Below are 24,710 nucleotides of genomic sequence, written 5' to 3'. Positions count from 1 at the left end.
AGTTTTATTTGTTTTGACCTAATGCATACTTAATTCCACCCAGCAGGTGCTGTAGAAAAAGGGGTTCAGTGTAAGATTCTGCAGTATGACCAAGCTCTGTATAAAAGGCTCTGCCACCATCATATTCGTGATACCATGCCATAGGATGATCAGCCCCCATTTTTCCTTTGCCAGCGTCATAGCTTGTTTCATCAATGGACATCAGGATATTTAATCCTTTGGCTACCCATTTGAAATTGTACCATTCGTCTCTTTTTTTGTATTTCTCCGGAAGGTGTTTGGTCGAAATATGCTTTCTGTCGGTTACGTTTAATATCGCTTCCTGTGGTGAAGGGTGATTGGAAAAATAAGCACCAACAAGGTTTCCGTACCATGGCCAGTCGTATTCGCAATCCGTTGCCGCATGAACGCCAACAAAACCACCTCCGGAACGAATGTATTTTTCAAATGCATTTTGCTGCTCATTATTCAATACATCACCAGTAGTGCTTAAAAAAATTACGGCCTTGTATTGTTTCAGGTTAGCTTCTGTGAACTTTTCAGCATTTGTGGTACTGTCCACCTCAAACTTATTTTCTTTACCGAGCAGTTGGATGGCTGCTACGCCCTCTTTGATAGAGCTGTGGTGAAAACCTGTAGTTTTACAGAAAATTAATACTTTTTTTCCTTTTGCATAAACCATATGATTTATGGATACCATGATCATCATAAGGAGAAGAGTGATCACTGGTTTTGAACCAAAAACTTTCATGTATAAAATTATTTAACGAAGTGAAAGGATATATTTTACCATTTTCTTAGCATCGGCCATAGGTAAAGTTGAATGTGGCGCCATAGCAACCTCTCCCCACACGCCAGCACCACCTCTGATGATTTTAGCGGCCAGTTGTTCATAATTGCCGGGGGTGGCAGGGTACTTTTGAGCTACATTATTGTATGCAGGTCCTACCAGCTTGACATCCAGTTTATGACAGGCCAGGCAGTCAGACTTTGTTAACAGGGCTTTTCCTTCAACAATTTCTTTAGATAGACTACCTGTAGCTGGCTTGGCCGGAGCAGTGGTTTTAGCGGATTTAACCAATTTTTTCTTGGCCTTTTGGCCAAAACTTAAATTTGGAGCGATTGCAAAAAGTGCAATGAGTGATGTGATCATTAGTTTTTTTTTCATTGTGTGTTAAGTGTTTATATGTGTAATTTAAATTGACAATCGATTGCCTAAAATTGATCTCAGCGTTTTTATTGTATGATGACTATTATCTATGACATAGGGGGAAGATTGAAGTTAACCTCATCATCTGCAGATGACTGAGGAAATAATGCTTTCCAAATGACTTCATAAACGCCCGTCGCATGTATATCTCGGGAGTTGATCTGCTGATCTGTAATGAGTACCGGATGGAATGCCACAGGTGTATTTATACTGCCGTGTGAACCTTTTATTAAAGTCGCATCTAAAGGAATTACATCCATGACGTACCTAAAACCGGCCTTTTTTCTGAGTAGTTTATAGGCTGCCCTAAGCTTCGATGACATGAGCATTTCAACAGGGTCATAGCCAGGTTTTTTGTGTATATCCACACATCTTGCATAGTCTGGTGCTTTGGCATCATCCAGCCAGAAATAGTAAGTAAACCAACTTTGTGTTTCGGCAACGACAACAAAATCACCGGCCCTTTTATGGTCCAGACCATGGGCCTTTTTACCCTCCTCATCCAAAACCAGTGCAATCCCAGGTGTATTTGTAAGAATGTCCTCTACTTGCGCTCTCACTACCTGATCATTGATATATACATGGGCAATCTGATGATCGGCAACAACAAATGCTTTCGAAGCACCTGCATCCAATAGTTCCAGGCCCCGTTCCATACGAATTTGTAAAAGCCCGGCCGCTCTGAATAGGCGGTTTAAATGAATTGGCGTATTGACCGGTGCAATGCCGTATTCTGAAAGTATAATGATATTGGCATTTTTGCTTTCATAAAAACCGATGAGGTCCTTAAGTACCTGGTCTATCTGGTTCAGGTCTTTAGCAATGTGGTTAAAATCATGCCCAAGTTTTTGCAGACAATAATCCAGGTGCGGAAGATAGACCAGTGTCAATGTCGGGTCGTAAAGCTGATCTGCCAATATCGAAGCATCGGCAATCCATTGGGATGATTTAATGTTAGCACCTGGGCCCCAGAACTGAAACAAAGGAAATTGCCCTAGTTTTTCCTGCAATATATCCCGTAGTTCAGCGGGCTCTGAATAACAATCAGGTATTTTTCTGCCGTCTGCCAGATAATTGGGACGTGGTGTTACCGAATAATCTGCAGTAGAGTACATGTTGTACCACCAGAACATATTAGAGCAACTGAAGTCGGGATTTTCTCTTTTTGCACGGTCCCAGATCTTTTCGCTCTGTACCAGTTTGTTCGATTGCTTCCAGAATTTGATTTCAGCGTCTGTCCTGTCATACCATCCATTACCTACGATACCATGTGCTGCAGGCTGCTTACCTGTTAAATAAGTCGATTGTACTGCGGTCGTAACCGCTGGTAACATGGGCGTAATGACACTCAGTTTTTTACTTTTGACATACTGTTCCAAAAATGGAGTGTGCTTTCCAATGAGATTTGAGGACAATCCTACCACATTAATTACGACAGTTTTCTTCATTTTAACAGGCTTTGTGTGTAGACATTGTATGAATGACCCAATTTAGTTCATCACTGATCGATTGGGCAATTGGTAATTTGAGGTGTTCAGGTAAAACTTCCCATGTGTAAGTTTCAACCTCAAGATGTTTGGTAAATGGCTTGTTTTTTTGGAGTTTAAGTAAGGTAACTGTATCGTCCTGAGTAGATTGAAGCAGGCCTATCTCTTTAACCGAGATGGGAACATGGAAATGGGAGCGCCATTGCAATATGTTTTCATCATCGGCGGCTTCAAGTGCGGCTGGAAGATCGGGATAGCGGATTAAGCTTCCGTCTTTTTTTAAACCAACTACCTGGTGTAAATAGGTGGGTTCATTGAACATCGCAAAATTTGTTTTTATTAACGCCCTGTTGGCGGATGTACCACTTAAATCTGCTTTCAGTGCAGAACTGATTTGAATCTTGCCTACTCCAATTCGTTTCTGCGCCAGTTCTGTCAATACAGATTCATGGTCTTCATAACCAATTGCAAAATGACAAACATCATAACAAAGACAAACGTGTTCTTTTAACAGGATTTCTGCCTGATCAGCCGAAAGATTAAAATGTTGAGCGATACTGGGGATGCCAGATACAAGCAGATCCTTTTCAAACCAGTCTATAAATTCTCTGCCGGTCTCTAACAGACCATCGGGTTCAGGTTCTACGTCCAGATGTAATAATTGCCCTGTTTCCTGGTTAATGCCGATTAATATTTTAACTACTTCAATGATATTGGAGGTTGCCGTTTGTTTGGCCTGTTCGATATCTTCTTTGTTATTAAACCAGTGTCTGTAGCTTAGCGGGGAAGTTGAGATCCCACCATCTATGCCTGAGGGCAATAGCGCTTTCAAAATGTAGAAAAGCCTGATGGTATAATCTTTTCGTTCTTGTGTCGTCCAATCAGGTGTATGCACATTTTCTTTAACAATTGCATGGTGGAAATCTCCATAGGGAAAGCCATTCATCGTAAAAACATAGGCCTCGTTTTGCTGTAGCCATTGTTTAAATTCGGTTAGCGTATCAGGCTCGCTCAATTGCAGACTGGCTTTATGAGATAGTCTCAAGCCCAGACCTAAGGGTTGGGTAGGAGAGACCCGCTGTTTAATATCCGGAAAGTTCTGTTTTAAGGCATGAAAATCTTCTGTCCAGTTTTTTCCAGCGTGAATATTGGTACAATAAGTTAAATGTCCTGTATCTACTCTCATCTTAGTAACTGTTGGCGTTTATTTCCGCGTGTGTTTTAACAAATTTTACAATATAGGTGCTTGCTTTAATCAATAGTTGATGGTCCATCTTGTGCACTTCCTTGCCGGTGCCCAGGTCGGTTAACAGGGTAATGGTTAACTTTCCGCCAAGATGTTCCTGGAATTCTATCAGGCCTTTCAGGATGGGGGATTGCTGATCCTTAATCTCCATAATGGCATCTGTAATTTCGAAAGAAAGTTGCACCAGCACATTCAGAATCCTTTCCAGTTTATCCTCGGTTAGGAGACCTGTTAAAAATGAATATGTACTGTCGAGGGCTATACCCATGGCCACTGCTTCTCCATGCAAAACACTAAAATTGCTCAGTTGTTCCTGTTTATGTGCACTCCAATGACCAAAGTCGAGAGGTCTCGCTGATCCGGTTTCAAAGGGGTCAGCACCTCCGATATGCTCTAAATGAAGTTTTGCACAATGTTTAATCAGATAGTTCATCGGCTCGGCTGCCCTGTTTGCCAAAGCACTTGCATTTTTTTCTATCCAATAAAAGAACTCAGGGTCCTTAATCAGAGCAACTTTTATGGCTTCAGAGATTCCAGAGCGGTAATCTCTATCCGATAAGGTCGTTAAAAAATGCTCATCGTTAAACACTGCTGCAGGAGGCGCAAAAGTGCCCAGGAAATTTTTCTTTCCTTTATAGTTAATGCCATTTTTAACGCCAATTCCTGAATCATTCTGTGAAAGGACCGTAGTAGGTATGCGAATATGTTTAATACCACGATGGGCAACCGCTGTGGCATAGCCAACCAGATCAAGGATTGCACCGCCTCCAATGGCAGCAATATAAGAGTGCCTGTCAATTCCGTGGGTATCAACGGCAGCAATAATCTGATCAAATAATGCTGTATTATTCTTAGACATTTCTCCACCAGGAACGATCAGGAAATCGGGTACGAGTTTGATCACTGAATGCACCGAAAAATAACTACGGATTTCATGGACCAGATTGGGATGTGCAACATAAACCCCTTCATCTATTACAAAATAGATTTTCTGACCTTCTGCCGTTCTTTCTTTAAAAAAGTGGGCAAGGGTGGTGTTTTCTATATTGAAAAGGGCATTTGTAAAGTATATTTTATAGTCAAATTTTACACTAAAAGACTGTTCTAAATAACTCATAATATCAAACTAAGTAACGGCAAAAGCTTTGCCTAATAACACGGATACCGGCAATAAAATAACGATAAATATGGCGACATTAAAGATCCCAAAAGCGGCAGTCCATGCCGCATTCATGAGTATTAAAGCAATTACTCCTGATTTTACAGCTTGACCAATATATTTACCGATGGGTTTTTGAATAGCTATTAATAAAGGACTAAAAATCATCACAGCAAAGGGAAGGATGAAAATCAGAGCATATAATAGGTTGCCTTTTATCCGGGCCAAGGTTATGATGGCAGCAATAACAACAGTATATAAAAAAGCAGCAAAATAGAGTGTTTTTTTACGGCCTCCATGTACCTCACCCCGGCTGATCATTGTAATTGCCCCGATATAGACAATTGGCAAGATGGCCAAAAACCACCAGTGCTGAATTTCAGAAGGAATGATGCTGATACCGAGCAGTAAGTTCAGACCGCGGCAAAGACCCATATTTATGGGGCCGAGAATCAGGTTGTGCTTTAAGAACCGATTGTAAACAAGGGCGCAGATCATAATCGCCACGGCCAGGTACTGGGAACTTGAATGATATAGGCCAGCGGTAAAGATCCCAATGAACAAAAATATGCAAGCAAAAATTGTTGCTGCTTTTTTGGAAATCAGGCCACTTGGTATGGGACGTTCCGGGCGTTCTTTGGCATCCAGGTCTGCATCAAAGACGTCATTCATAATGATACCCCCACTATATAGCCCTATTGTAGACAGACAGAGCAATACAACCGGAACGATGGTGATCTCAGCAGAGAAGTATCCTGCTATGGCTATACCAGCCAATACATCAGCTACTGCGGTAACTACATTTGCGGGGCGCATTAACCTGAGGTAGCCTAAAAATTTGTTCATGTTATAATTAAGAAATGATGATCGAATTTTTATTTATTCTTGGTTGTTGTCCGCCACGTAAAATGGAGTTGTTTGCATATTTCTGACTTTGATCAATGGAGTTGATTTTAAGAAAATCCTGTTCATCAATCTGCCCGCTCTGTGCAAAAGCCGTAATGGCATTTCGAAAAGTAACCAATTCAATATCAGCTAAACTGATACCTGATTTTTTCATTAAGGCAGCAGTTTTAGGAATGGCCAATGGATCACTGATGCCCCAGTCGGCGGCAGAATTGATCATAATTCTTTCTGAACCATATTGTTTCACTATTTCTACCATGCGCTGATTGCCCATTTTGGTAAATGGATAAATGGTGAAAGCTGCCCAGAAGCCCCTGTCTAATACTTCTTTCACGGTTTCCTCATTGTTGTGGTCTACAATGATCATATTCGGCGCATGCCCTTGTTCAATGGCAATATCCATACTGCGTTGCGTACCTTTTTTCTTATCACGGTGCGGTGTATGGATTTGTACAGGCAGTGCTGCTTCTTTTGCGAGATCAAGCTGAAGGCGGTAATATTTTTCTTCTGCAGCGGTTTGATCGTCAAAACCAATTTCACCAATGCCAACTACGCCTTCTTTAAAAATAAACCGCGGAAGGATTTCCATAACTTGTTCCGCGAGTTTTTCATTGTTAGCCTCACGGGAATTCAATCCAATGGTACAATAGTGCTTGATACCAAACTGGGAAGACCTGAACCTTTCCCAGCCAATAAGGCTGCTGTAGTAGTCTATAAAACTATCTATTCCTGTACGAGGTTGTCCAAGCCAGAAAGCAGGCTCTATAAGTGCTACAATACCAGCATCTGCCATAGCCTGATAATCATCCGTTGTGCGCGAAGTCATGTGTATGTGTGGATCGAAAAACTTCATCCCACTGATGTCGCTTAAGTCAAGGCTGGTTGTTATTTTCTCTCCTAGATTCCTTTCTTCAAAATTTTCATTACAGCACATAGTTTATTTATGGTTTTATTTGTTGTGTCAGTTGATAAATTTCCGGGGCTACACTTCTGTTCGCTGCCAGGCGTTCCCTTATATAATCCTTCAGTGCAAGGGTTAGCGCTTCATTTGCCCGGTCACTAATTCCTACAATCAGGCTAACGTCTTTTTCTGTAAAAAAGGCTTTTAATATCAGTTGATTCCATGCGGGTTGGGAAAGGAATTTGGCAGGGTAGGGATTGTGATACATAATCGCTTCAAGTACTGGTGCAATATTGCTTCTTATGCCTTCTTCACATTTCGTTATCCATTCTTCCTGATAATGGTATAGTGGCAGGGCCGTGTAAAGCGCAATTTGTTCATTCATCTCTGCTGCGGCAAACAGGCCCCTGATTTTTTTAACATAGGTTTCCTTTTTGTCTGCGGGTAACTGCATCAGCATCCAGACCCTCGACAATTTATCTGATGTCCAGTTGTTGATGACCAAGCCAGGCATTAAAGTTGCGATCTGTTGTTCTTCCTGATCCAACAGTACGATGGTTTCTTTTGATGTTATTCTTGGGAGATGAGAAAAGCAGAGGTTTAGCTGAACAGACTTGTCTTCTATGATCATCAGGCTAACCTTATGCTGCAGCCATTCCATTGCCGCGATGCTTAGGTTCCTTTTAAGGATCTGTAGAAAAACAGCACTTAGTTTTTTTAAATCAGTTGCATCTGTTAAAAGCATGGTCAGTCTAATTAATGGCAACAAAATAATTAATGACCAGCGCTCCGCTAATAATCAGCAGGCCAAAGAATTCCCTGGTTTTTTCGATATAAGGCTTTGTGGCCTGCATACTTTCTACCAGACTTGGTCTTTTGTATCGTATGATCCAGTCGCGGACCCCGTCTTTAGCGAAAAACAAAATAACTGCATAGACCAGATAGAAAGATATGGCAATAAGGTATATTATCGGATAGAAATGACCAAAAACAGCTAGTCCACAGCAAATGGAAGCGGCCATATAAATAGGTACCCAAAGCCAGAAATCATTGTCGTTCAGATTTACATAAGCGAATAAAATAAAAGCAATGCAAAAAATAGAGTTTAGAATATTCAGCAACATGAAATTAAATTTTATTTAAATAACAATCGATTGTCATCGATGTAATCCTAAATTTAAGAAGATGGAATCTATTCTCAGAATATTTAATGGAAAAAAATAGGATATATCAAAAAAGCATCGATATTGGTCAATATTGGATTGATATATTCTATTATATAGGCTATTATGCCATAATAACTAGTCAAATTTGATGTTGTTTTGATGGAAATATTGGTCGAATTTTATCGCCAAATGAAATTATTTTTAAGAAGATTTTTGACTGGATGCATTTTGTTGTATTCTAGTTCGTTGTATGCTTTCAGTTCGATTACTCCCGATCAAACACTTTGGTTTCAATACCCCGCTACCAACTGGTCTAAACAAACATTACACTTAGGTAATGGATTTATGGGAGCTTCCTTTTACGGAGGTGTAGAAAAAGAGCGGCTGGACATTGCAGAAAAAACATTTTGGGCTGGTGGGCCCAATGTTTCTCCCAATTATCATTTCGGTAACATAACCGGAGGAAAAGATCAGATCGCCTTAATTCGTGAAAAAATCAAAAATCATGAGTTCAAAGCAGCCGACTCCTTATGCCGGAAATACATGACTGGTAACTTTTCAAATTATGGCTACTTTTCAACTGTAGGAAACCTGGAGATTGATTTTAATCAGGACAGCAAAAAAGCAACAGATTATGTGAGGGGATTGGATTTGTCCAATTCTACGGGCTTTGTTCAGTATAAATATGAAGGCGTGACTTATAACAGGGAATATCTATGTAGTTATCCAGATAAGATACTAGCTCTGCATTTAACAGCTAATGCAAAAAATAAGGTCGCATTTAAACTGTCTCATATACTTACCTACAAGCCAGATAAAATTGTAAAACAAAAAGATGAGCTCATCTATTCGGGGCTCATTACAGCTAATGGTTTGCGCTATTCTATACGCATGAAAGTTGTACAAAGTGGAGGGACAGTAACGGTTGGTGATGATGGGATACGGGTCATAAATGCGAATGAGGCTTCCATTTATTATACCGTAGACACAGAATACAAGTATGACTATCCAAGCTTTAAAGGCGAACATCCAGATAAAAACACGGAAAGTGTAATGAAGGTGGCTACATTTAAAGGTTACGAAAAACTAAAAAGTAACCATATCGCCGACTATCAAAACTTATACAACCGCGTTAAATTAACTCTGAAAGGCGATTCTGTGTTAGAAAAAAAGCCAACGAATGAGCGTGTAGAGGAATTGAAAAAGGGAAGTACCGATGATGCTTCGCTTAAAGCTTTATGGTTCAATCTGAGCAGATACCTGGTGATCAGCGCTTCCCGGCCAGGAACCCTGCCTTCCACTTTGCAGGGGGTATGGAATACCTTTGAATCTGCGCCCTGGGGAGGCAATTTTCAGAGTAATATCAATCTGGAGGAAATGTACTGGGGATGTGGCTCAACGAATTTGCCTGAGTGTCAGGAATCCTATATTGAATGGATAGAAGGGCTGGTGAAACCCGGACGGATAACGGCAGAGACCTATTACGGCACCAAAGGTTGGGTAAGTAATGCTACAGGAAATATCTGGGGCTTTACAGCGCCTGGATCTGATATTTTGTGGGGTATTTATCCATCTGCAAATGCATGGCATAGCCGTAATTTATGGGAGCAGTACCTTTTTACAGGAGATAAAGCTTATTTGAAAAACCGCGCTTATCCCGTAATGAAAGAAGCTGCAGAGTTTTGGTTGGAGAACATGGTAGAGTATAAAGGCAGGTATATCATTGCTCCAACTGTTTCTGCCGAACATGGTGTTGAAATGAAAGGCGGTAAACCGGTAGACTATTCGACTGTAAATGGAGAAGTTTATGAGAATAAAGCATTAACCATTCCGGCTTATCAGGATATAGAAATGGTGTACGACCTTTATACTAATGTAATTGAAGCATCTGCTGCGTTAAATATAGATGCGGATCTGCGTGGTAGAATAATGGAAATACGTGATAAACTGATGCCGCTAAAAATAGGTAAATATGGCCAGCTGCAGGAATGGATCCTCGATGCAGATAATCCACGCGATCATCATCGCCATATGGCTCATTTATATGCGCTGTATCCGGGAAATATGATTACCCTGGATAAAACAGATGATTTGGCACAGGCAGCGAAAAAATCGCTGGAGATGAGGGGTGAGGGGGTGCAGGGAACGCGTTGGCCACATGCGGGTGGAAATTGGTCAATGGCCTGGAAAAGTGCCTTATGGAACCGATTGAAAGATGGAGATCGGGCCATACGCATATTTAATACCATGATTAAGGACTGTGGGTACGAAAATATGCTCTCTAACCAATCGGGTAATGTGATGATGGATGCACCTATGGCCACTTGTGGTATTTTTGCTGAAATGCTGTTACAATCGCAAAATGGCTATCTGGATATTCTGCCTGCCCTGCCTACTGAATGGCCGGAAGGTAAGGTGGAAGGTTTGGTTGCGCGAAACGGATATACCGTTAACATAGAATGGAAATACGGTAACCTGGTGAAAGCAGTCATAAAATCGTCTAAGGGAGCTTTGCTTCCCCGGATACAGATCAAGGGTGTTGATTTGAAGAAAGGTGACAGGAGAATTGCTTTTGAAAATTAAGAATTTAACCTTATAAATTATATGATGAGATCACGTTTGGTGAGCGTATTTCTGTTGGTTTTGATAAACAGTGTTATTCAGGCACAACAGGTTACTTTAAAAAATGAATTCATACAACGTACATTTTCCTATGTAAACGGGGCATGGCGTACCATAAAGTTCTCCAATATAGAGGGGACCCGGCTTTTGATGGTGAACAGTGAGGAGTTTAATATTTTGCCATTAGAAGGAAATAAGACCCTTTCTGTAGCCGATTTTACTTCAACAGCAAAGCCAAAGTTTTATAGTAAAGGTGACACTTCCTTTCTGGAAATAAGTTATAAACCCAAAGCTGCGGCATTAAAAAATGCCGCATGTCCGGATGAATTGATTGCCTCCCATTTTGTGGTGAAGGGACAAAGATTTATCCGTAAAAAAATCAAATTGCTGTTTAAAACGCAGGCTACTGTTGATCGTTTGGAAGTAGAGCGGTTTGTAGCCGCAGGTAATCAGAGTGGAGGCGGCAGGGGTGAACCGGTATTTGTTGATGATGCCTGGTTTTTCGGATTGGAATATCCGGCAGGATACAGCCGTTGCAAGGATGGAAATACGCCTGCAAGCTATGGCAGATATTATGATAAAGTTGGGAATTATAGCTTTATTGATCTGGAAGGTAGGGATGTTGCCTCAAATTGTGTTTTGGGAACAATTAGACTGATGCATTTTCCTGGATATGCAGTTCCTGAAAAAAGGCAATTTCAGATTTTAAGTAAAATCAGTGTAGCCGGTTTTTCATCAGAAAAGGGTGAAATCAAGCATGATTTTATGCAATACCTTGCTACACTTTGGAAGACACCCCGCTCTTTTTTAAATTATAACAACTGGTTTGATCAAAGCGCGAAGGACCTTAAGGGAGAATCTTTTGTGAATGTGTACAAAAGGTATAAGGAAATGGTGGAACCCTATGGTGTTAAAATTGATGCTATGGTACCAGATGATGGGTGGCAGGATAGAAATGGCATTTGGAAACCTTTGCCTGATTTCTTTCCAAATGGGGATGCGGATCTGGCTTTGCTAAGTAAGAAATTAAAAAATGAAGGTACCGGTTTAGGCCTTTGGCTATCGTTAAATAGCTATAACAACCATATAGACTGGGGCTTAAAAAACGGCTACCGCGAAGCAAAACGGAATGCTTATTTTAAACAATACAACAGGTATTATAGTTTATCTGCAACTAAATATAAAGAAGCAATTTTAAACAGAATTCCCGAACTGGCCAAACGGGCTGACCTGATTTATTTTAAGCACGATTTTAATGAGTTGTGCGATATGGATTCTGGTAATAATCACCCGCCTACAGACAGACATGGTCATGAGGCAAATCTCGATGTTGCTTTAGAAGTATTAACCGCTACCAGAAAAGTAAAGCCTGAAATTTTTCAGAACCTGACCAATTGGATCTGGCTTTCGCCCTGGTGGTTGCAGTATGCAGATTATCTCTGGATGTTGGCTGGCGATGACGGCATTAATGGGAACACTCCTGAAATTTCAACCAAAGCCATGTTTACTACAGATAGGGATACTTATATCTGGCGTTTATACGGTAATCCTCAAGACAGGCCTTTAGTGCCTGTTTCAAGGTTAATGACTCACGGTATCCTCCAAACTTCGGCTAAGGATAAGGACATTCCGTTACAGGATTGGATGGACTATGTACTGATGCACTACGGCAGAGGTACGCTGCTTAAAGAATGGTATGTTTCGCTGGATGCAATGAGTGCAGACCAATGGAAAACATTGTGCAATGTACACAATTGGGCAAAGGTACACGTAGGTGAATTAAACAATACCCAATTTGTAGGCGGAAGGCCTGATGAAGGAAACGTATATGGCTATATTGGATGGAAAAATGATAAAGCGGTACTGGTTGCCCGTAATGCAGGGGTGAATACTCAGAAACTGACTATACCTTTTAATGCTACAACTGGTTTTTATGGCATTGGTGGTGAAATGTTTAAAGTAAATGTGGTTTATCCATACCGTGCTACTTACCCATCGTCATTCTTGTCTGGAAAGGATATGGTGATTGAAATACCGGGATACTCGACAATGGCTTTTGAAATTCAAAAAGGGACATCTATATCCGCTAAAGTGTGGGAGCAACCTGTTGTAAATTCTAAAACGACAAACGAGCCGGATGGAACTGTGAAGACGATATTAAGTGTGCCAGCTCCTGTTAAAGGACGATGTGATTTGTTATTAATCGGCTATTCCGTTTTGCCAGAGGTGTTTATCAATGGCACTCCTGTTAAGGCTAAAAGTAGTTCAAAGGCATTGCTGAATAATTTTGCAAGTTATGCTATATCAGGCATGCCGAGTACTAAAGCCGTAGATTGGAAAATGTGTGCAATAGATTTATTGCCCTATGCCGGGAAGGAAATAGCGATCACTTATGGCAAAGCAGATAAATTTGAGAGCCATATTTTATATGAGCAGACTGTTAAAACGGAAAATGATATCAAGGCAGAAGATGAGCTGATACCTGTTGCAAATGATACCAGAAGACATGTGTTGAGATTGTATTAGAGGTTTCCAATTTAATTGATCAATTCTTAGCAAAGTAGTACTTATTCCAAAAAATACACGGGTTATTCATAATGGAGCGTATTGTGCATAAAAGGATTTGACCACAATATGTAACTTGCTTTATCTACAAGATCATTAAACGAATGATCTTGTAGATAAAGCAAGTCTTATGAGAATCAAATAAAGATGTACCATATAAACGTTATCTCAAAACCTAAGGTGAGCATTATCACAATTGTGCTCAATGGAGCTAAAACTATTGAAGATACCATTAACAGCGTAATTGGTCAAACTGCTGACAATATAGAATATATCATTATAGACGGTGGTAGCACAGACGGGACGATCGATATTGTGAAAAAATATGCCAAACATATAGAGGTGTTTGTTTCAGAACCCGATGCCGGCATTGGTAATGCTTTTAATAAAGGCGTCTTAGCGGCCTCTGGAGAAATTATTGGCATCATCAATTCAGATGATTGGTACGAAAAAAATGCTGTTGCTGAGGTGATAAATACATATGGAAAGTATCCATATTATGATGTTTATTATGGGAGTTGTAATATTATAAGCTCTAACGGAGCATCCATAACCAAAGGATCAGAGAACAGCCATTTACTACTCTTAAATGGTATGAGCATTACACATCCTCCAACTTTTGTTAAAAGAGATGCCTATTTTAAATATGGATTGTTTAATGAAAACTATCGGATTGCCATGGATTATGAATGGTTGTTAAGGGCTTATGTAAACGGAGCCATTTTTAAGTCTGTTGGTGCATTACTGGCGCATCATAGGCCGGGTGGGATTAGTCAGGTCAATTATGATGAGGGTTATGCCGAATGTTTAAAGGCCAGAAAGGAATACACAGGTAAATAGAATGATGATGCGCTATTTTTCAGAAACTGGATTAGATCAATACCTTGATGAGGAAATTTTCGAAAGGCAAGAATCAGGCTTCTTTGTCGATATTGGTGCTTTCGACGGTATAAGGGATAACCATAGCTTTTTTTTTGAAAAATATAGAAAATGGGAAGGTATATGTATAGATGCGGATAAAAATGCGATTACTGAACTGAGAAAAAACAGAAGATCGAAAATTATAGAAGCCTGTATCCATGAGAATTCCGACTGCCTATGGCTTGAATCGGGCAGGTTTAGTGGGCTTTTAGCACATTACGATAGAAGCAGGTTAAGCCCTGAACACATTTTTCTTCATCAGGATAGAATTAAGCCCATACAAGGTCGATCATTGACCAAACTACTTGTTTTAGAACATAGAACGGAAGTTGACTTGTGTGTTATTAATGCGATGGGGTCTGAAATATCTGTACTCAATTCAATTGATATGCAAAAAATCGACATCAGTATTTTTGTGGTCTATAGCAATGACGAGGCATCAAATTTTATTTCTACCTGGATGAAAAAGAAAGGTTACCGATTAATTAAAATAGCAGAACAGGAACAAGTATATGTTAAACACGAACATGTATAGGACAAGAATTGCAAATTAATATGGCCAGGTATCAGGAACCGGATTTAGTTTCCAGGATTATTCTGGACGTTGAACAGATGGGGTATGTAGTTGTGCAGGAGAAAGGATATGTATTGATACATTCCGGTAAAGACCTGGGGAACGATTGTATTTGCCTTATTTATCATCAGGACTTTTGGATGCACCATATTGATTTTAATCAACCGATGCATTACATTGCTCTAGGTAAAGAAGTCAAACTATTGGACTGGGGCGTGCCTGGTGAATTGATTTCAAATTTTGAATATCCTTTTTTTGAAAGACCTGATCCTTTTCCTTTAAAGGCTAGTAAAGGATATCCAGGTAAAATATTTTATATTTTAGACGATGTGCCAGATGGGATAAATTTAAGTATTTGTTTGTCTGTTATTAAATCATTTAACAGCCTTTTACATCTTGAATTTTATTGTGTTGTTCCGAGTGCTTTGATCTCCTTGCTTGAACAAGTAGCGAATGACAATATTATATTTTTTGCGAATACAAGCGATTATTCTTCATTTTTTTCTGAATGTGGCTTGTTAATCGGTTCTGAAAGCATTGCAGCCAAAGGAATATTATCAAATCTACCGGTTATTGTGGCAGGTAAGAAGGGTTTTGGGGGATTGGTTACAAAAGACAATTTAATTTCCTTTCTTCCTAATCGCTTTTCTGGCAGACCGGGGGGGAATTTTAATGAGCGGATTTCACCAGTTCTGCTGGTACAGGAAATTATTTATGTTCTTGATGTGATGAATACAAAGGAACTGGATGATTTGGTAGATATTTCTGATCATGGCATTGAGCGAATGAAAGCATTTTTCTGGGAAAATATTTTTGATTCCATAAAAGGAATGATCAGTGAGCAATGTTTACTGAGGGAATATATTCATGATGATTCTTTGATTCTGCAAGTAAAACCAAAATTATCTTCAGCAATTGTTGTTGATAAACTGGAATTAATTTCAGGTGGAATATTTTGTTTGAGAAATATACATACAAACAAGATGCTTGCTGAGATCACTGATGCTGAAGCAGGGCTGATCGAGCAATGTAATGGTGAAAATAGGGTGAGCGATTTGGTTGTGATGGCGGGAAAAAATGGTGACATAAACGACTGCATGGAATTCCTGAGGTCATTATGGGAATTGAGGGTAATTCATTTTCGGCATTAACCTTTTAAAATGGCAGGACTTCCAAAGATGAAATTATTTAACCTTGATTTACACGCAACAGTAATAAAGGATCTTATAGATCTGTTTGAAGGAATTGGCCACCAGGTGGATCATTGGTCTATTTCCTCGCATAGCTGGATTCATGGTTGGGCGATGAAGGATGTAGATGTTGTGAACCAGTTTACCTGGCAGCATCTCAATGAAGAAATGTGCAGAAGATTTTACGAGAGATATAAAGATGAGCTAAGTAGTTATGATGCATTTATTGTAACACATACACCCTCTTTTGCATTGCTTTATACGGAGTTTAATAAGCCGATCATCACCGTAGCTTCTACCAGATACGAGGCTCCTTTTTCTGGCAGTAAGCGACATTGGGAATGGTTAAACAGCAGTCTGCACGATTTAAGCAGGCGTCAGCTCATTGCAAGAGTAGCCAATAACAAATACGATCAACACTATTGCCAATTGTTTACAGGCCTTTCCTGGACGCATATACCGAGTTATTGTGGCCATATGAATGTGCATTGGAATCCAGAGTCTCCTTCTTTTTTAGTGGACAGTAGAATATTGTCAGTTCGTTTAAAAAACGTAAGCGTGATACATAAGAAGTCTTTAGGTCGTTTTGAGTGGACGGATCTGGTAAAATATGCTGGTATTATTGTCATTCCCTATAATGCTTCGGTTATGTCTGTGTTTGAATATTATACAGCGTGTATACCCTTGTTTTTCCCTTCCAGGAAATTTTGCATGGAGCTGTATGAAAACTTCTCCGACTTAGGTGTGCTTTCAGATCTTTCCTGGTCTCAGATTTCGGGCGTAGATGGGGGTTCAGTATTGCGAGTAGAACACAATGATCCTAACAATTATAAGAATCTTGAGGTTGTGGAGCATTGGTTAGGTTACGCGGATTGGTATGATACGGAATGGATGCCTTATATAACCCATTTTGATTCTTTTGCAGATCTGGAAGAAAAAATCAACTCGACTGATTTAGAAGGGATTTCCGAAAAAATGCGCTTGCATAATGAAATTCGAAAACAAAAGATTGAGATGTTGTGGGATAAGGAATTAAACATTTTGATGAATAATAAATAGTTAAGTAACAAGATAGTATGAAGAAAATTATTTCCTTTTCATTATGGGGCGAAAATCCGATGTATTGGGTTGGAGCGCTAAAAAACATTCAACTGGCTGAGGTGTTGTATCCAGACTGGGTTTGCCGGTTTTATGTGGATGCCAGGTCTTCAACAGCGTTGATTAAGAGCATTGATCAGGCAAATTGCGAAATGATATTGATGGAACCTTCGGAAGAGTTTGCTGGTTTGTTTTGGAGGTTTTATGCAGCAGAAGATGCTGATGTCATGATTTGCAGGGATGCTGATTCAAGATTGTCGAAAAGAGAGGTGGATGCAGTTAAAGAGTGGCTTGATACCGACCATCACTTTCATGTTATGCGGGATCATCCACAGCATACAGCATTGATTATGGGAGGAATGTGGGGCTGTAGAAATACGGAGGGAATAATAGATTTAGTAGACCAATATGAATACAAATGTTTTAAGGGAACTGACCAACGCTTTCTGGCTCAAGTGATTTATCCGCAGATAAAGGATTATGCAGTAGTACACGATAGTTATAATCTTTTTGGCGATGGTAATGATTTTCCAACTCCTCGTGTTAATGAGGAGTTTGTTGGAAGAGTTGTTGATCTGGATGATGTTGAATTTTAACATTTATGATGGACTTACTGCAGTTAAATAAGTTTGGTGACCTACATAACAATCAAAATATTATTTTTTGCAAAACTGATTTCCTGATAGAGGAGTTTAAGGCCATACAAAAGTTGAAAAATGAAGTGATCCTGATTTCGGGTAACAGCGATTTTGGGATCACGCCGGGTCTTGTTTCGCTGATGCCCGATAACATTCATACCTGGTACTGCCAAAACAACCTGGTGTATCATGATAAATTAAGATCCATACCCATTGGTTTGGAAAACACATTTACCAACAGAAGAAAGGGGCATGGTGTTGCCTGGCAACATGCCATGGAAAAAATAGAATTGTTAAATGAGGTTTCAGCTAAAGCGGAGAAACATGACGTCTCAAAACTTTTGTATGCAAATTTCAACATCCAAACCAATATCAAACACCGCTTCCCTATAAAAGAAATTTGTGCAGGGACGGAATTTATTACGCTTGATGAATCCAATCTGGATTATGTTACTTTCATCGATAGGGTTTTAGCTCATGAGGCAACGGTTTGTCCTATAGGCAATGGAATAGACACGCATAGGTTATATGAAGTATTGTGTTGTCAGAGGATTCCGGTAACTATTAAAAGCGGCGACTACCCGATATATACCGATATCTACGATCATCTTCCTATCGTTATTTTAAAACATGAAAGTGAGCTTAGAGATGTTGAAAGATTACAATACCTGATTGACAAAGCAAAAGAAAAAACAATAAAGCGGGAATTGCTTGATTTTCAATACTGGCAAAAGCTAATTTCCGGAGTGGCGGAGAATATCGCAATTCATAAGCCTGGTTTTTTTGGGAAATTCTTAGTAAAGTGGCACTAATTCAGGATGCTATACCGGTAATTCATAATACAGGGTGCTGCGCTTAAAATGATTTTGCTACAATATGTAACTTGCTTAAGTAACAAAAGCCAATATCTTATTAAACGAGTATTATTGTATGAATTTAACATTCTCAAAACAGGCTAACGCAACAGCTGTACTTTGTCAATTGCTTAAAAAACTGAGTATTTCAGTAAGTCGTTTTACAATTAAGAATGATCTGGAGAATCATCCCGAATACCCAAGTTTATTGGCATTCACCGATTGCCTTGACAGTTGGAATGTACCGAATGAAGCCTATCAGTTAAATCCAGCGGAGTTAAATCCAGAGGAGTTGAGTTATCCGTTTATTGCTCATGTCAGGGGGGAAGGTGGCCGGTTTTTATTGATCAATGAGATTAATAACGGGCAAGTAAAATATGCCGATGAAAGAGGTGTAAATCAGACAATGGCGCAAGCAGAATTTCTGATTAGGTGGGGAGGGATAGTGCTGCTGGCCGAAAAACATGAAGATAGCGGAGAAAGTGGCTACAGGCAATCTGTAGTTAAGGGTTGGCTGGAGGATCTTAGAATTCCTTTTCTGGTTACTCTGGTTCTGGCAGTTGTGCTTACTACAATTGACTTGACCAGCATTGGTTTGCCCTATTTATTATTATTAATGATTAAAATGGCGGGCGTGTCTGTAAGCGTATTACTGCTTATGTATTCCATTAATGCAAATAATCCTTTTATTCAAAATTTGTGCAGTTTGGGTAAAAAGAATGATTGCAATGCGATTTTAAAGTCGGATGCAGCAAAAATCTCCAGCTGGTTAAGCTGGAGTGAAGTAGGGATGTTCTACTTCGCGGGTTCTTTACTGTGCCTTATACTTAATCCGGCCAGTGTTGCCTTATTAATTTGGCTGAGTGTAGCCTGCCTGCCCTATACTTTTTATTCTATTGGCTACCAGTTTAAGCAAAAGAACTGGTGTGTATTATGCTGTAGTGTGCAGGCATTGTTATGGGCTGAGGCTTTGGTGTTTGTTTCGAATGTGCCATTTTCTACTCCGGAATTTTCTGCAGTTCAGTTATTTACATTTGCCCTGTGCTTTTTATTTCCGGTAGCCATATGGATCGTTCTACGGCCTTTATTGCTCAGATCGGGTGAGAATCAACCCTTAAAACAGCAGTTGAAAGCGTTCAAATACAACACTGATCTTTTTATGAAAATGCTCACCAATCAACCCCGTTATACTGTTCCTGATGATCTATTGCCAATCCGCCTAGGAAATGGGGATGCCGCGACTGTAATTACAATGGTTTCTAATCCACTTTGCGGACCATGTGCTGTTGCTCATAGGGCCTTGGACAGCTGGTTAAACAATAGAAAAGATATACAGTTGAAAATTGTATTTACGACTGCCAACCACGATAATGATGAGCGGACAAAGATTGCTAAACACATTTTAGCCTTGAGTAAGTCTAAGGATCAGGATGTGCTGGAAAGTGCTTTGAATGATTGGTATAAGTCCAACAACAAAGGCTACGAGGACTGGGCGACTCAGTATCCGGTCAATTTGGATGTAGAATTGAATGAAGCAATTCAAAAGCAGAAAGATTGGTGTGATATAACTGATATTACTTTTACACCGACCATTTTAGTTAATGGTTATAAATTACTAAGTCCGTACAAGCTGGAAGACCTGCAGTATTTGTTGCCATGACATAACAATAAGATTTTGTACAAAAAGGGCTTTCGGTTGCAAACGTAGAGTCCAATAACCAGTATGAAGTTATAAAATCATGCAGCTTGAGTAGCCTGGCTTAATGAGGTTACAAAACTTAAAACGTCAAATTAGAAAGTATGAAAAAATTATCATTAAAAGCCTCAGCTTTAGAAAGCTCTGAGGTATTAACCCGAGGCCAGTTGAAAAAAATCACTGGTGGACTAAGTGATCAATGCATTATTACTACAAATGAACCAAATGGAGGAACGACAGTGACAACATTAACCTATACCGGTTGGAGTTGTTCTGCTATGAGTGCGGATGCCGGGATACGTGCCAGTGAACAACAAATTTCTTTGGGCGGGCATACTACCTATGATTGTGGCTGTGATGGTTGGGGTTCTTAATTAAAATTATCCGGCTTGCTGAGACTTGGTCTTGGCAAGCTTTTGTCCGGTCTTATTTAATGTGATAGAAACTTATGAAAAAGCTAAAGTATTTCTTTCTTCTGATATTTTTTTATCTGGTAACCCCTGTAAATGCTCAGAATAGAGTCTGTATTCAAAGTTATATGTCACCCCAAAGCCGTATAATATTCAATTTAGTTCAGAATGACCATTCCATTAATCTGGAATTCAAGAATCCCTTATTGAAAGACAGCTTAATTATTAAAGAGATTTTAATTGACAGACCTACTCAATTGTTTTATTCTAGGCAGATCATAAATTCCGGTAAAAAATCTTTTGATTCAGAATATGGAAGTCTATTCATCTTGCCAGGTGATACACTAAGCTTGGACAGAAGTGGGTATAATGTGCACTCATCTACTGGTTTTAAAAATTTTACTGAAAGGCTTATTCCAATTTCTTTAGAGGAATATGCAATAGATGTAAATGCAATAAAAGCAATGAAACAGGAACTGAACAATCGTGGGCTTAGGGGCTTACTTCATCAGATTAATGATAAATATGATGAAAGAAATAATTCCATTAAGAACTGTGTCTTAGCAAATAAAGTAAATGTTAAACAAGCCAGCATCCTAAATAATTTCAATTATGTGATCAGGAGTTATAAGATCAGCTATATACCTTTTTTAGAAACTTCGCTATCGACTTCTGATAAAAGCATACTTGATAGCTGTTATGATGATATTTTGAAAAATATTGGAAAGATTAGCAGTATTAGTACCAATTGTAATTTTCAGATTTATTATTCAATGATAAAATATGACGCTCTTAAAAATGGAAATTTTAGTAAAGACTTCTGGGGTTATTTTAACTCTGTAAAACCTGGTATAAAAGAAGCTGATTTTTATCATCCTTATTTGGTTACACAACTTTATTCCGGATATGGTTATAATCCAAAGAGCTTAAATATTGTGGTGTCAAAGCTCAGTGATCAAAAGAAAGATTTGTTTATTGATACTTTGTGCCTGATCGCCAGATCGCTTTTAAAAAGTGAGATTGACATGGTGTCTGGGAGAAAGGAATTGATGAGTATATCCAAAGGTAAGTATGCCTATTTTCTTCCTGCTAAATCGATGAACAAAGGTGGACGTAATATTGCTCAACTCAAATCGGTTAAAATAGTAAACCGAAAAGGAGAATTGTTTAGTTTAAAAGAGAAGTTATTAAAAGGAAATGTAAAAATAACTGTAATTGATCTTTGGGCAAGCTGGTGTTTGCCCTGTATTCAGGATCATGCTATTTTAAATAAGATCAAGCCCATTTTTGACCCAAAAGTGGTTAAGTTCATATACCTAAGTATTGACAGGGACGAGACGAAATGGAAGAAAATGCTGAACGAGATGGAAGAGGGACGTGACGCTCATCACTATTGTTTATCTGCAGTCAGTTACCAGGATTTGATGAGGTTTTTTAATATCAGTACAATTCCCAGGTATATTGTTGTTGACAGACATGGCAGGATCTTAAATGAAGAATTCTTTAGGCCAAATGATGTGAATTTTAAAAGGGAGTTGAACGCTTTTTTGGCTTCGGCAGAACCTCAATAAATAGCCCCGCGAGACATGGCTACACAACTTAAAATTAATTCTCAAACAATGACAACATCATTGAAGGTATATGCAATAAATCTTAAAGCGCGCTTAGAAAGAAAAGAACATATTTTACAAGAATTTAAGCATCGGGATGAATTTGACTTGAATCTTGTAACGGCGCAGGAACATGAAATTGGGGCTATTGGTTTATGGCTTACGATTAAGCATATTTTAGAACATTTGATAAATCAGGAGGAGAAGTTTATCATTCTATGTGAGGATGATCATCAGTTTACGGCGGATTACAATAAAGATCAGCTTCTTTTTGCAATACAAGAAGCAGAAAAAAGAGAAGCGGATATATTGCTTGGCGGCGTAAGCTGGTTTACCACTGCACTACAGATTTCTTCAAATTTATTCTGGGTGGATAGATTCTCTGGTCTTCAATTCACGGTTATTTACAGGAAATTCTATAAAACCATTTTAGACGTAGATTTTGTGGCAGGCGATGCTGCTGATTACAAAATTTCATCTCTAACAGACAATAAAATGATTATGCATCCTTTCATATCCACTCAAAAGGAGTTTGGTTATTCTGATGTGACTTCAAAAAACAACAAAAAGGGGTATGTAACCCAAATATTTGAGGATTCAGCCGAGAAATTGGGCCATTTAAAGCAGGTGGGGTCATTTTATAATCTGGGATTCTAAAATTTGAAATTTAAATTATTGAAATGAGTGAAGACACTGAATATGAAGATCTGAGTATACCAACTTATGTCATCAACCTTGAAGAGAGAAAGGATAGGCTCAAGTATATAAAAGAACAATTTAAAGGTAAAAATGAATTTGATCTGCGTTTTATTTCTGCACAAAAACGTGGGGTTGATGCTGTAGGGCTTTGGGAAAGTATGCTTAATGCGATTAATATGGCGATAGAAAATGATGAGGATGTCATCATTATTTGTAAGGATGATCATGAGTTTACTAAAGATTATACAAAAGAGTATATGATCAGCAATATCATTGAAGCGCACCAAAAAGGTGTAAATATTTTACTTGGAGGAGTGGGTGGTTTCCAACAGGTCGTCCCGGTTACCGAAAATCACCTTTGGGTCGATACTTTCTGGTGTACACAATTTATGGTGATCTATAAGCAATTTTTCCAAATCCTTTTAAAGGAGCCTTTTGAAGATGGGGATACTGCTGATGGTAAGTTCTCTGAAATGACCAGTAACAAAATGGTGCTTTATCCATTTATATCGGTTCGAAAAGATTTTGGCGATTCTGATGTCACTAAAAGCAGTGATGAAATAAGCCTAAAGGTCACTAAACATTTTTCAGATTCAGATCTGAAATTGAATACAGTCATGAATGCTTACCGAAAATATAAAAGAATGGAAATTCAAATGAAAGAACTGAACAATGTCAATTAAGAAATTTCCACACTATAAACAACTTGACCAGATGGACTGTGGTCCAACGTGTTTGCGAATGATTGCCAAACATTATGGACGGAATTACAGTTTGCAGCGCTTGAGGGAAATCTCTGGTATCAACCGGGAAGGCGTATCCTTACTTGGTATCAGCGAAGCAGCAGAAAAAATTGGTTTTCGTACCACAGGGATCAGAATTACCCTGGATAAGCTTCTTGAGATTGAATTACCCTGTGTTTTACACTGGAACCAGAAGCATTTTGTTGTTTTATATAAGATAGTCTCCAAAAGATCAAAAGGATGGGTCTTTTATATTTCTGATCCAGCTAAGGGATTAGTGGAATACACCGAATCAGAATTTTTAAAGCATTGGTTAAGTACCCAAAATAATGGTCATTCTGAGGGGATTGCCTTGATGATTTCTCCTAGCCCGGATTTCTACAAACAAGGTGGCGATCCTGAAAAAGGACTGAATCTAACTTACATGTTAGGTTACCTTTTTAAGTATAAGCAGTTGATCGTTCAATTGTTTGTGGGCCTGGGTGTAGGGAGCTTGTTACAGCTTATTCTTCCGTTTTTAACACAATCTGTAGTAGATGTCGGGATAAACACCCGGAATCTGAACTTTGTATACATCATCCTGATTGCCCAGACCATGCTGTTTCTGGGGCGTATGAGTGTAGATTTCATCCGCTCCTGGATATTGCTGCACATCACTACCCGGATCAACATCTCTATTTTAACGGATTTTCTGATCAAGCTGATGAAGTTGCCGATGAGTTTTTTTGAAACCAAAATGACAGGGGATATCATGCAGCGGATGAGTGATCAGGGCAGGATTCAGAGTTTTTTAACCGGCTCCTCTTTAAGTACCGTTTTTTCTTTGTTCAACCTGGTTGTATTTGCGTTTGTTTTGGCTTATTACAATGTCAATATCTTTATTATTTTCCTGGTGAGCAGTGTGCTTTATAGTTTATGGGTGGTGTTTTTCTTGAAGAAACGGCGTGAACTCGATTTTAAGCGTTTTGATATTTCCTCAGAAAACCAGAGCAATATCGTGCAGCTCATTGGTGGT

At 39.1% G+C, this 24,710-nt stretch carries 23 protein-coding genes; 14 read left to right on the top strand and 9 right to left on the bottom strand.

From position 1 onward, the window contains the following. Nucleotides 1-4: 4 nt before the first annotated feature. The 9 genes from R2S08_RS27305 to R2S08_RS27265 form a co-directional block, all read right to left on the bottom strand. The gene (locus R2S08_RS27305) at nt 5-751 is read right to left on the bottom strand and encodes a ThuA domain-containing protein (protein WP_316838072.1); all 747 of its coding nucleotides are present in this window, start codon (nt 749-751) and stop codon (nt 5-7) included. Nucleotides 752-763: 12 nt separating this feature from the next. Next, complete coding sequence (locus R2S08_RS27300; protein ID WP_316838071.1) at nt 764-1,168, bottom strand: c-type cytochrome; 405 nt, start codon at nt 1,166-1,168, stop codon at nt 764-766. A gap of 89 nt (nt 1,169-1,257) precedes the next feature. Beyond that, the gene (locus R2S08_RS27295; protein WP_316838070.1) at nt 1,258-2,658 is read right to left on the bottom strand and encodes an alkaline phosphatase family protein; all 1,401 of its coding nucleotides are present in this window, start codon (nt 2,656-2,658) and stop codon (nt 1,258-1,260) included. A 1-nt stretch (nt 2,659) separates the two neighbouring features. Beyond that, nucleotides 2,660-3,883 carry a metabolite traffic protein EboE gene (gene eboE, locus R2S08_RS27290; RefSeq protein ID WP_316838069.1) on the bottom strand — a complete coding sequence of 408 codons (1,224 nt, stop codon included), beginning with the start codon at nt 3,881-3,883 and terminating at the stop codon, nt 2,660-2,662. Between the two features lies 1 nt (nt 3,884). Then, nucleotides 3,885-5,060 (bottom strand): 3-dehydroquinate synthase, encoded by a 1,176-nt coding sequence (locus R2S08_RS27285; RefSeq protein ID WP_316838068.1) that lies wholly within the window; start codon nt 5,058-5,060, stop codon nt 3,885-3,887. Between the two features lie 9 nt (nt 5,061-5,069). Further along, a complete protein-coding gene (gene eboC, locus R2S08_RS27280; protein ID WP_316838067.1) occupies nt 5,070-5,948 on the bottom strand; it encodes a UbiA-like protein EboC in 879 nt (292 codons plus the stop codon). A 7-nt stretch (nt 5,949-5,955) separates the two neighbouring features. Further along, nucleotides 5,956-6,942: a TatD family hydrolase gene (locus R2S08_RS27275; RefSeq protein ID WP_316838066.1), complete on the bottom strand. Its 987-nt coding sequence runs from the start codon at nt 6,940-6,942 to the stop codon at nt 5,956-5,958. Between the two features lie 7 nt (nt 6,943-6,949). Further along, entirely contained in the window at nt 6,950-7,654 is a 705-nt protein-coding gene (locus R2S08_RS27270) for an EboA domain-containing protein (protein WP_316838065.1), read from the bottom strand. Nucleotides 7,655-7,661: 7 nt separating this feature from the next. Next, nucleotides 7,662-8,033 (bottom strand): transmembrane 220 family protein, encoded by a 372-nt coding sequence (locus tag R2S08_RS27265; RefSeq protein ID WP_133777924.1) that lies wholly within the window; start codon nt 8,031-8,033, stop codon nt 7,662-7,664. A 231-nt stretch (nt 8,034-8,264) separates the two neighbouring features. On the opposite strand from R2S08_RS27265, the gene R2S08_RS27260 reads away from it, so the two are divergent. The 14 genes from R2S08_RS27260 to R2S08_RS27195 form a co-directional block, all read left to right on the top strand. Next, nucleotides 8,265-10,658: a glycosyl hydrolase family 95 catalytic domain-containing protein gene (locus tag R2S08_RS27260; protein WP_316838064.1), complete on the top strand. Its 2,394-nt coding sequence runs from the start codon at nt 8,265-8,267 to the stop codon at nt 10,656-10,658. Nucleotides 10,659-10,679: 21 nt separating this feature from the next. After that, nucleotides 10,680-13,223 carry a hypothetical protein gene (locus R2S08_RS27255; protein ID WP_316838063.1) on the top strand — a complete coding sequence of 848 codons (2,544 nt, stop codon included), beginning with the start codon at nt 10,680-10,682 and terminating at the stop codon, nt 13,221-13,223. A 219-nt stretch (nt 13,224-13,442) separates the two neighbouring features. Further along, on the top strand, nt 13,443-14,102 hold the full coding sequence (locus tag R2S08_RS27250) for a glycosyltransferase family 2 protein (RefSeq protein WP_316838062.1): 660 nt from the start codon (nt 13,443-13,445) through the stop codon (nt 14,100-14,102). Nucleotide 14,103: 1 nt separating this feature from the next. Continuing rightward, complete coding sequence (locus R2S08_RS27245; protein WP_316838061.1) at nt 14,104-14,718, top strand: FkbM family methyltransferase; 615 nt, start codon at nt 14,104-14,106, stop codon at nt 14,716-14,718. A 206-nt stretch (nt 14,719-14,924) separates the two neighbouring features. After that, nucleotides 14,925-15,908, top strand: a complete 984-nt coding sequence (locus R2S08_RS27240; RefSeq protein WP_316838060.1) for a hypothetical protein — start codon at nt 14,925-14,927, stop codon at nt 15,906-15,908. Between the two features lie 9 nt (nt 15,909-15,917). Then, nucleotides 15,918-17,006 (top strand): hypothetical protein, encoded by a 1,089-nt coding sequence (locus R2S08_RS27235; RefSeq protein ID WP_316838059.1) that lies wholly within the window; start codon nt 15,918-15,920, stop codon nt 17,004-17,006. Between the two features lie 17 nt (nt 17,007-17,023). Next, nucleotides 17,024-17,641: a hypothetical protein gene (locus tag R2S08_RS27230; protein ID WP_316838058.1), complete on the top strand. Its 618-nt coding sequence runs from the start codon at nt 17,024-17,026 to the stop codon at nt 17,639-17,641. A gap of 5 nt (nt 17,642-17,646) precedes the next feature. Continuing rightward, entirely contained in the window at nt 17,647-18,495 is an 849-nt protein-coding gene (locus R2S08_RS27225) for a hypothetical protein (protein WP_316838057.1), read from the top strand. Nucleotides 18,496-18,613: 118 nt separating this feature from the next. Next, nucleotides 18,614-20,197 carry a cysteine peptidase family C39 domain-containing protein gene (locus tag R2S08_RS27220; protein WP_316838056.1) on the top strand — a complete coding sequence of 528 codons (1,584 nt, stop codon included), beginning with the start codon at nt 18,614-18,616 and terminating at the stop codon, nt 20,195-20,197. A gap of 140 nt (nt 20,198-20,337) precedes the next feature. Further along, nucleotides 20,338-20,607, top strand: coding sequence for a hypothetical protein (locus R2S08_RS27215; protein WP_316838055.1), 270 nt, complete (start codon nt 20,338-20,340; stop codon nt 20,605-20,607). 164 nt (nt 20,608-20,771) lie between these two features. Continuing rightward, nucleotides 20,772-22,214, top strand: coding sequence for a TlpA family protein disulfide reductase (locus R2S08_RS27210; protein WP_316838054.1), 1,443 nt, complete (start codon nt 20,772-20,774; stop codon nt 22,212-22,214). 48 nt (nt 22,215-22,262) lie between these two features. Beyond that, entirely contained in the window at nt 22,263-22,910 is a 648-nt protein-coding gene (locus R2S08_RS27205) for a hypothetical protein (protein ID WP_316838053.1), read from the top strand. A 23-nt stretch (nt 22,911-22,933) separates the two neighbouring features. Further along, the gene (locus R2S08_RS27200) at nt 22,934-23,635 is read left to right on the top strand and encodes a hypothetical protein (protein ID WP_316838052.1); all 702 of its coding nucleotides are present in this window, start codon (nt 22,934-22,936) and stop codon (nt 23,633-23,635) included. Further along, nucleotides 23,625-24,710, top strand: a 1,086-nt coding sequence (locus R2S08_RS27195; protein WP_316838051.1) for a peptidase domain-containing ABC transporter, incomplete at its 3' end; no start/stop codon positions are given. The genes R2S08_RS27200 and R2S08_RS27195, both read left to right, overlap by 11 nt.

This window comes from Pedobacter nutrimenti (assembly GCF_032678445.1).
GTDB classification, from domain to species: Bacteria; Bacteroidota; Bacteroidia; order Sphingobacteriales; family Sphingobacteriaceae; genus Pedobacter; species Pedobacter nutrimenti_A.
The sequence above is the reverse complement of the archived record's forward strand: the minus strand, read 5'-3'. Positions and strand labels throughout refer to the sequence as shown.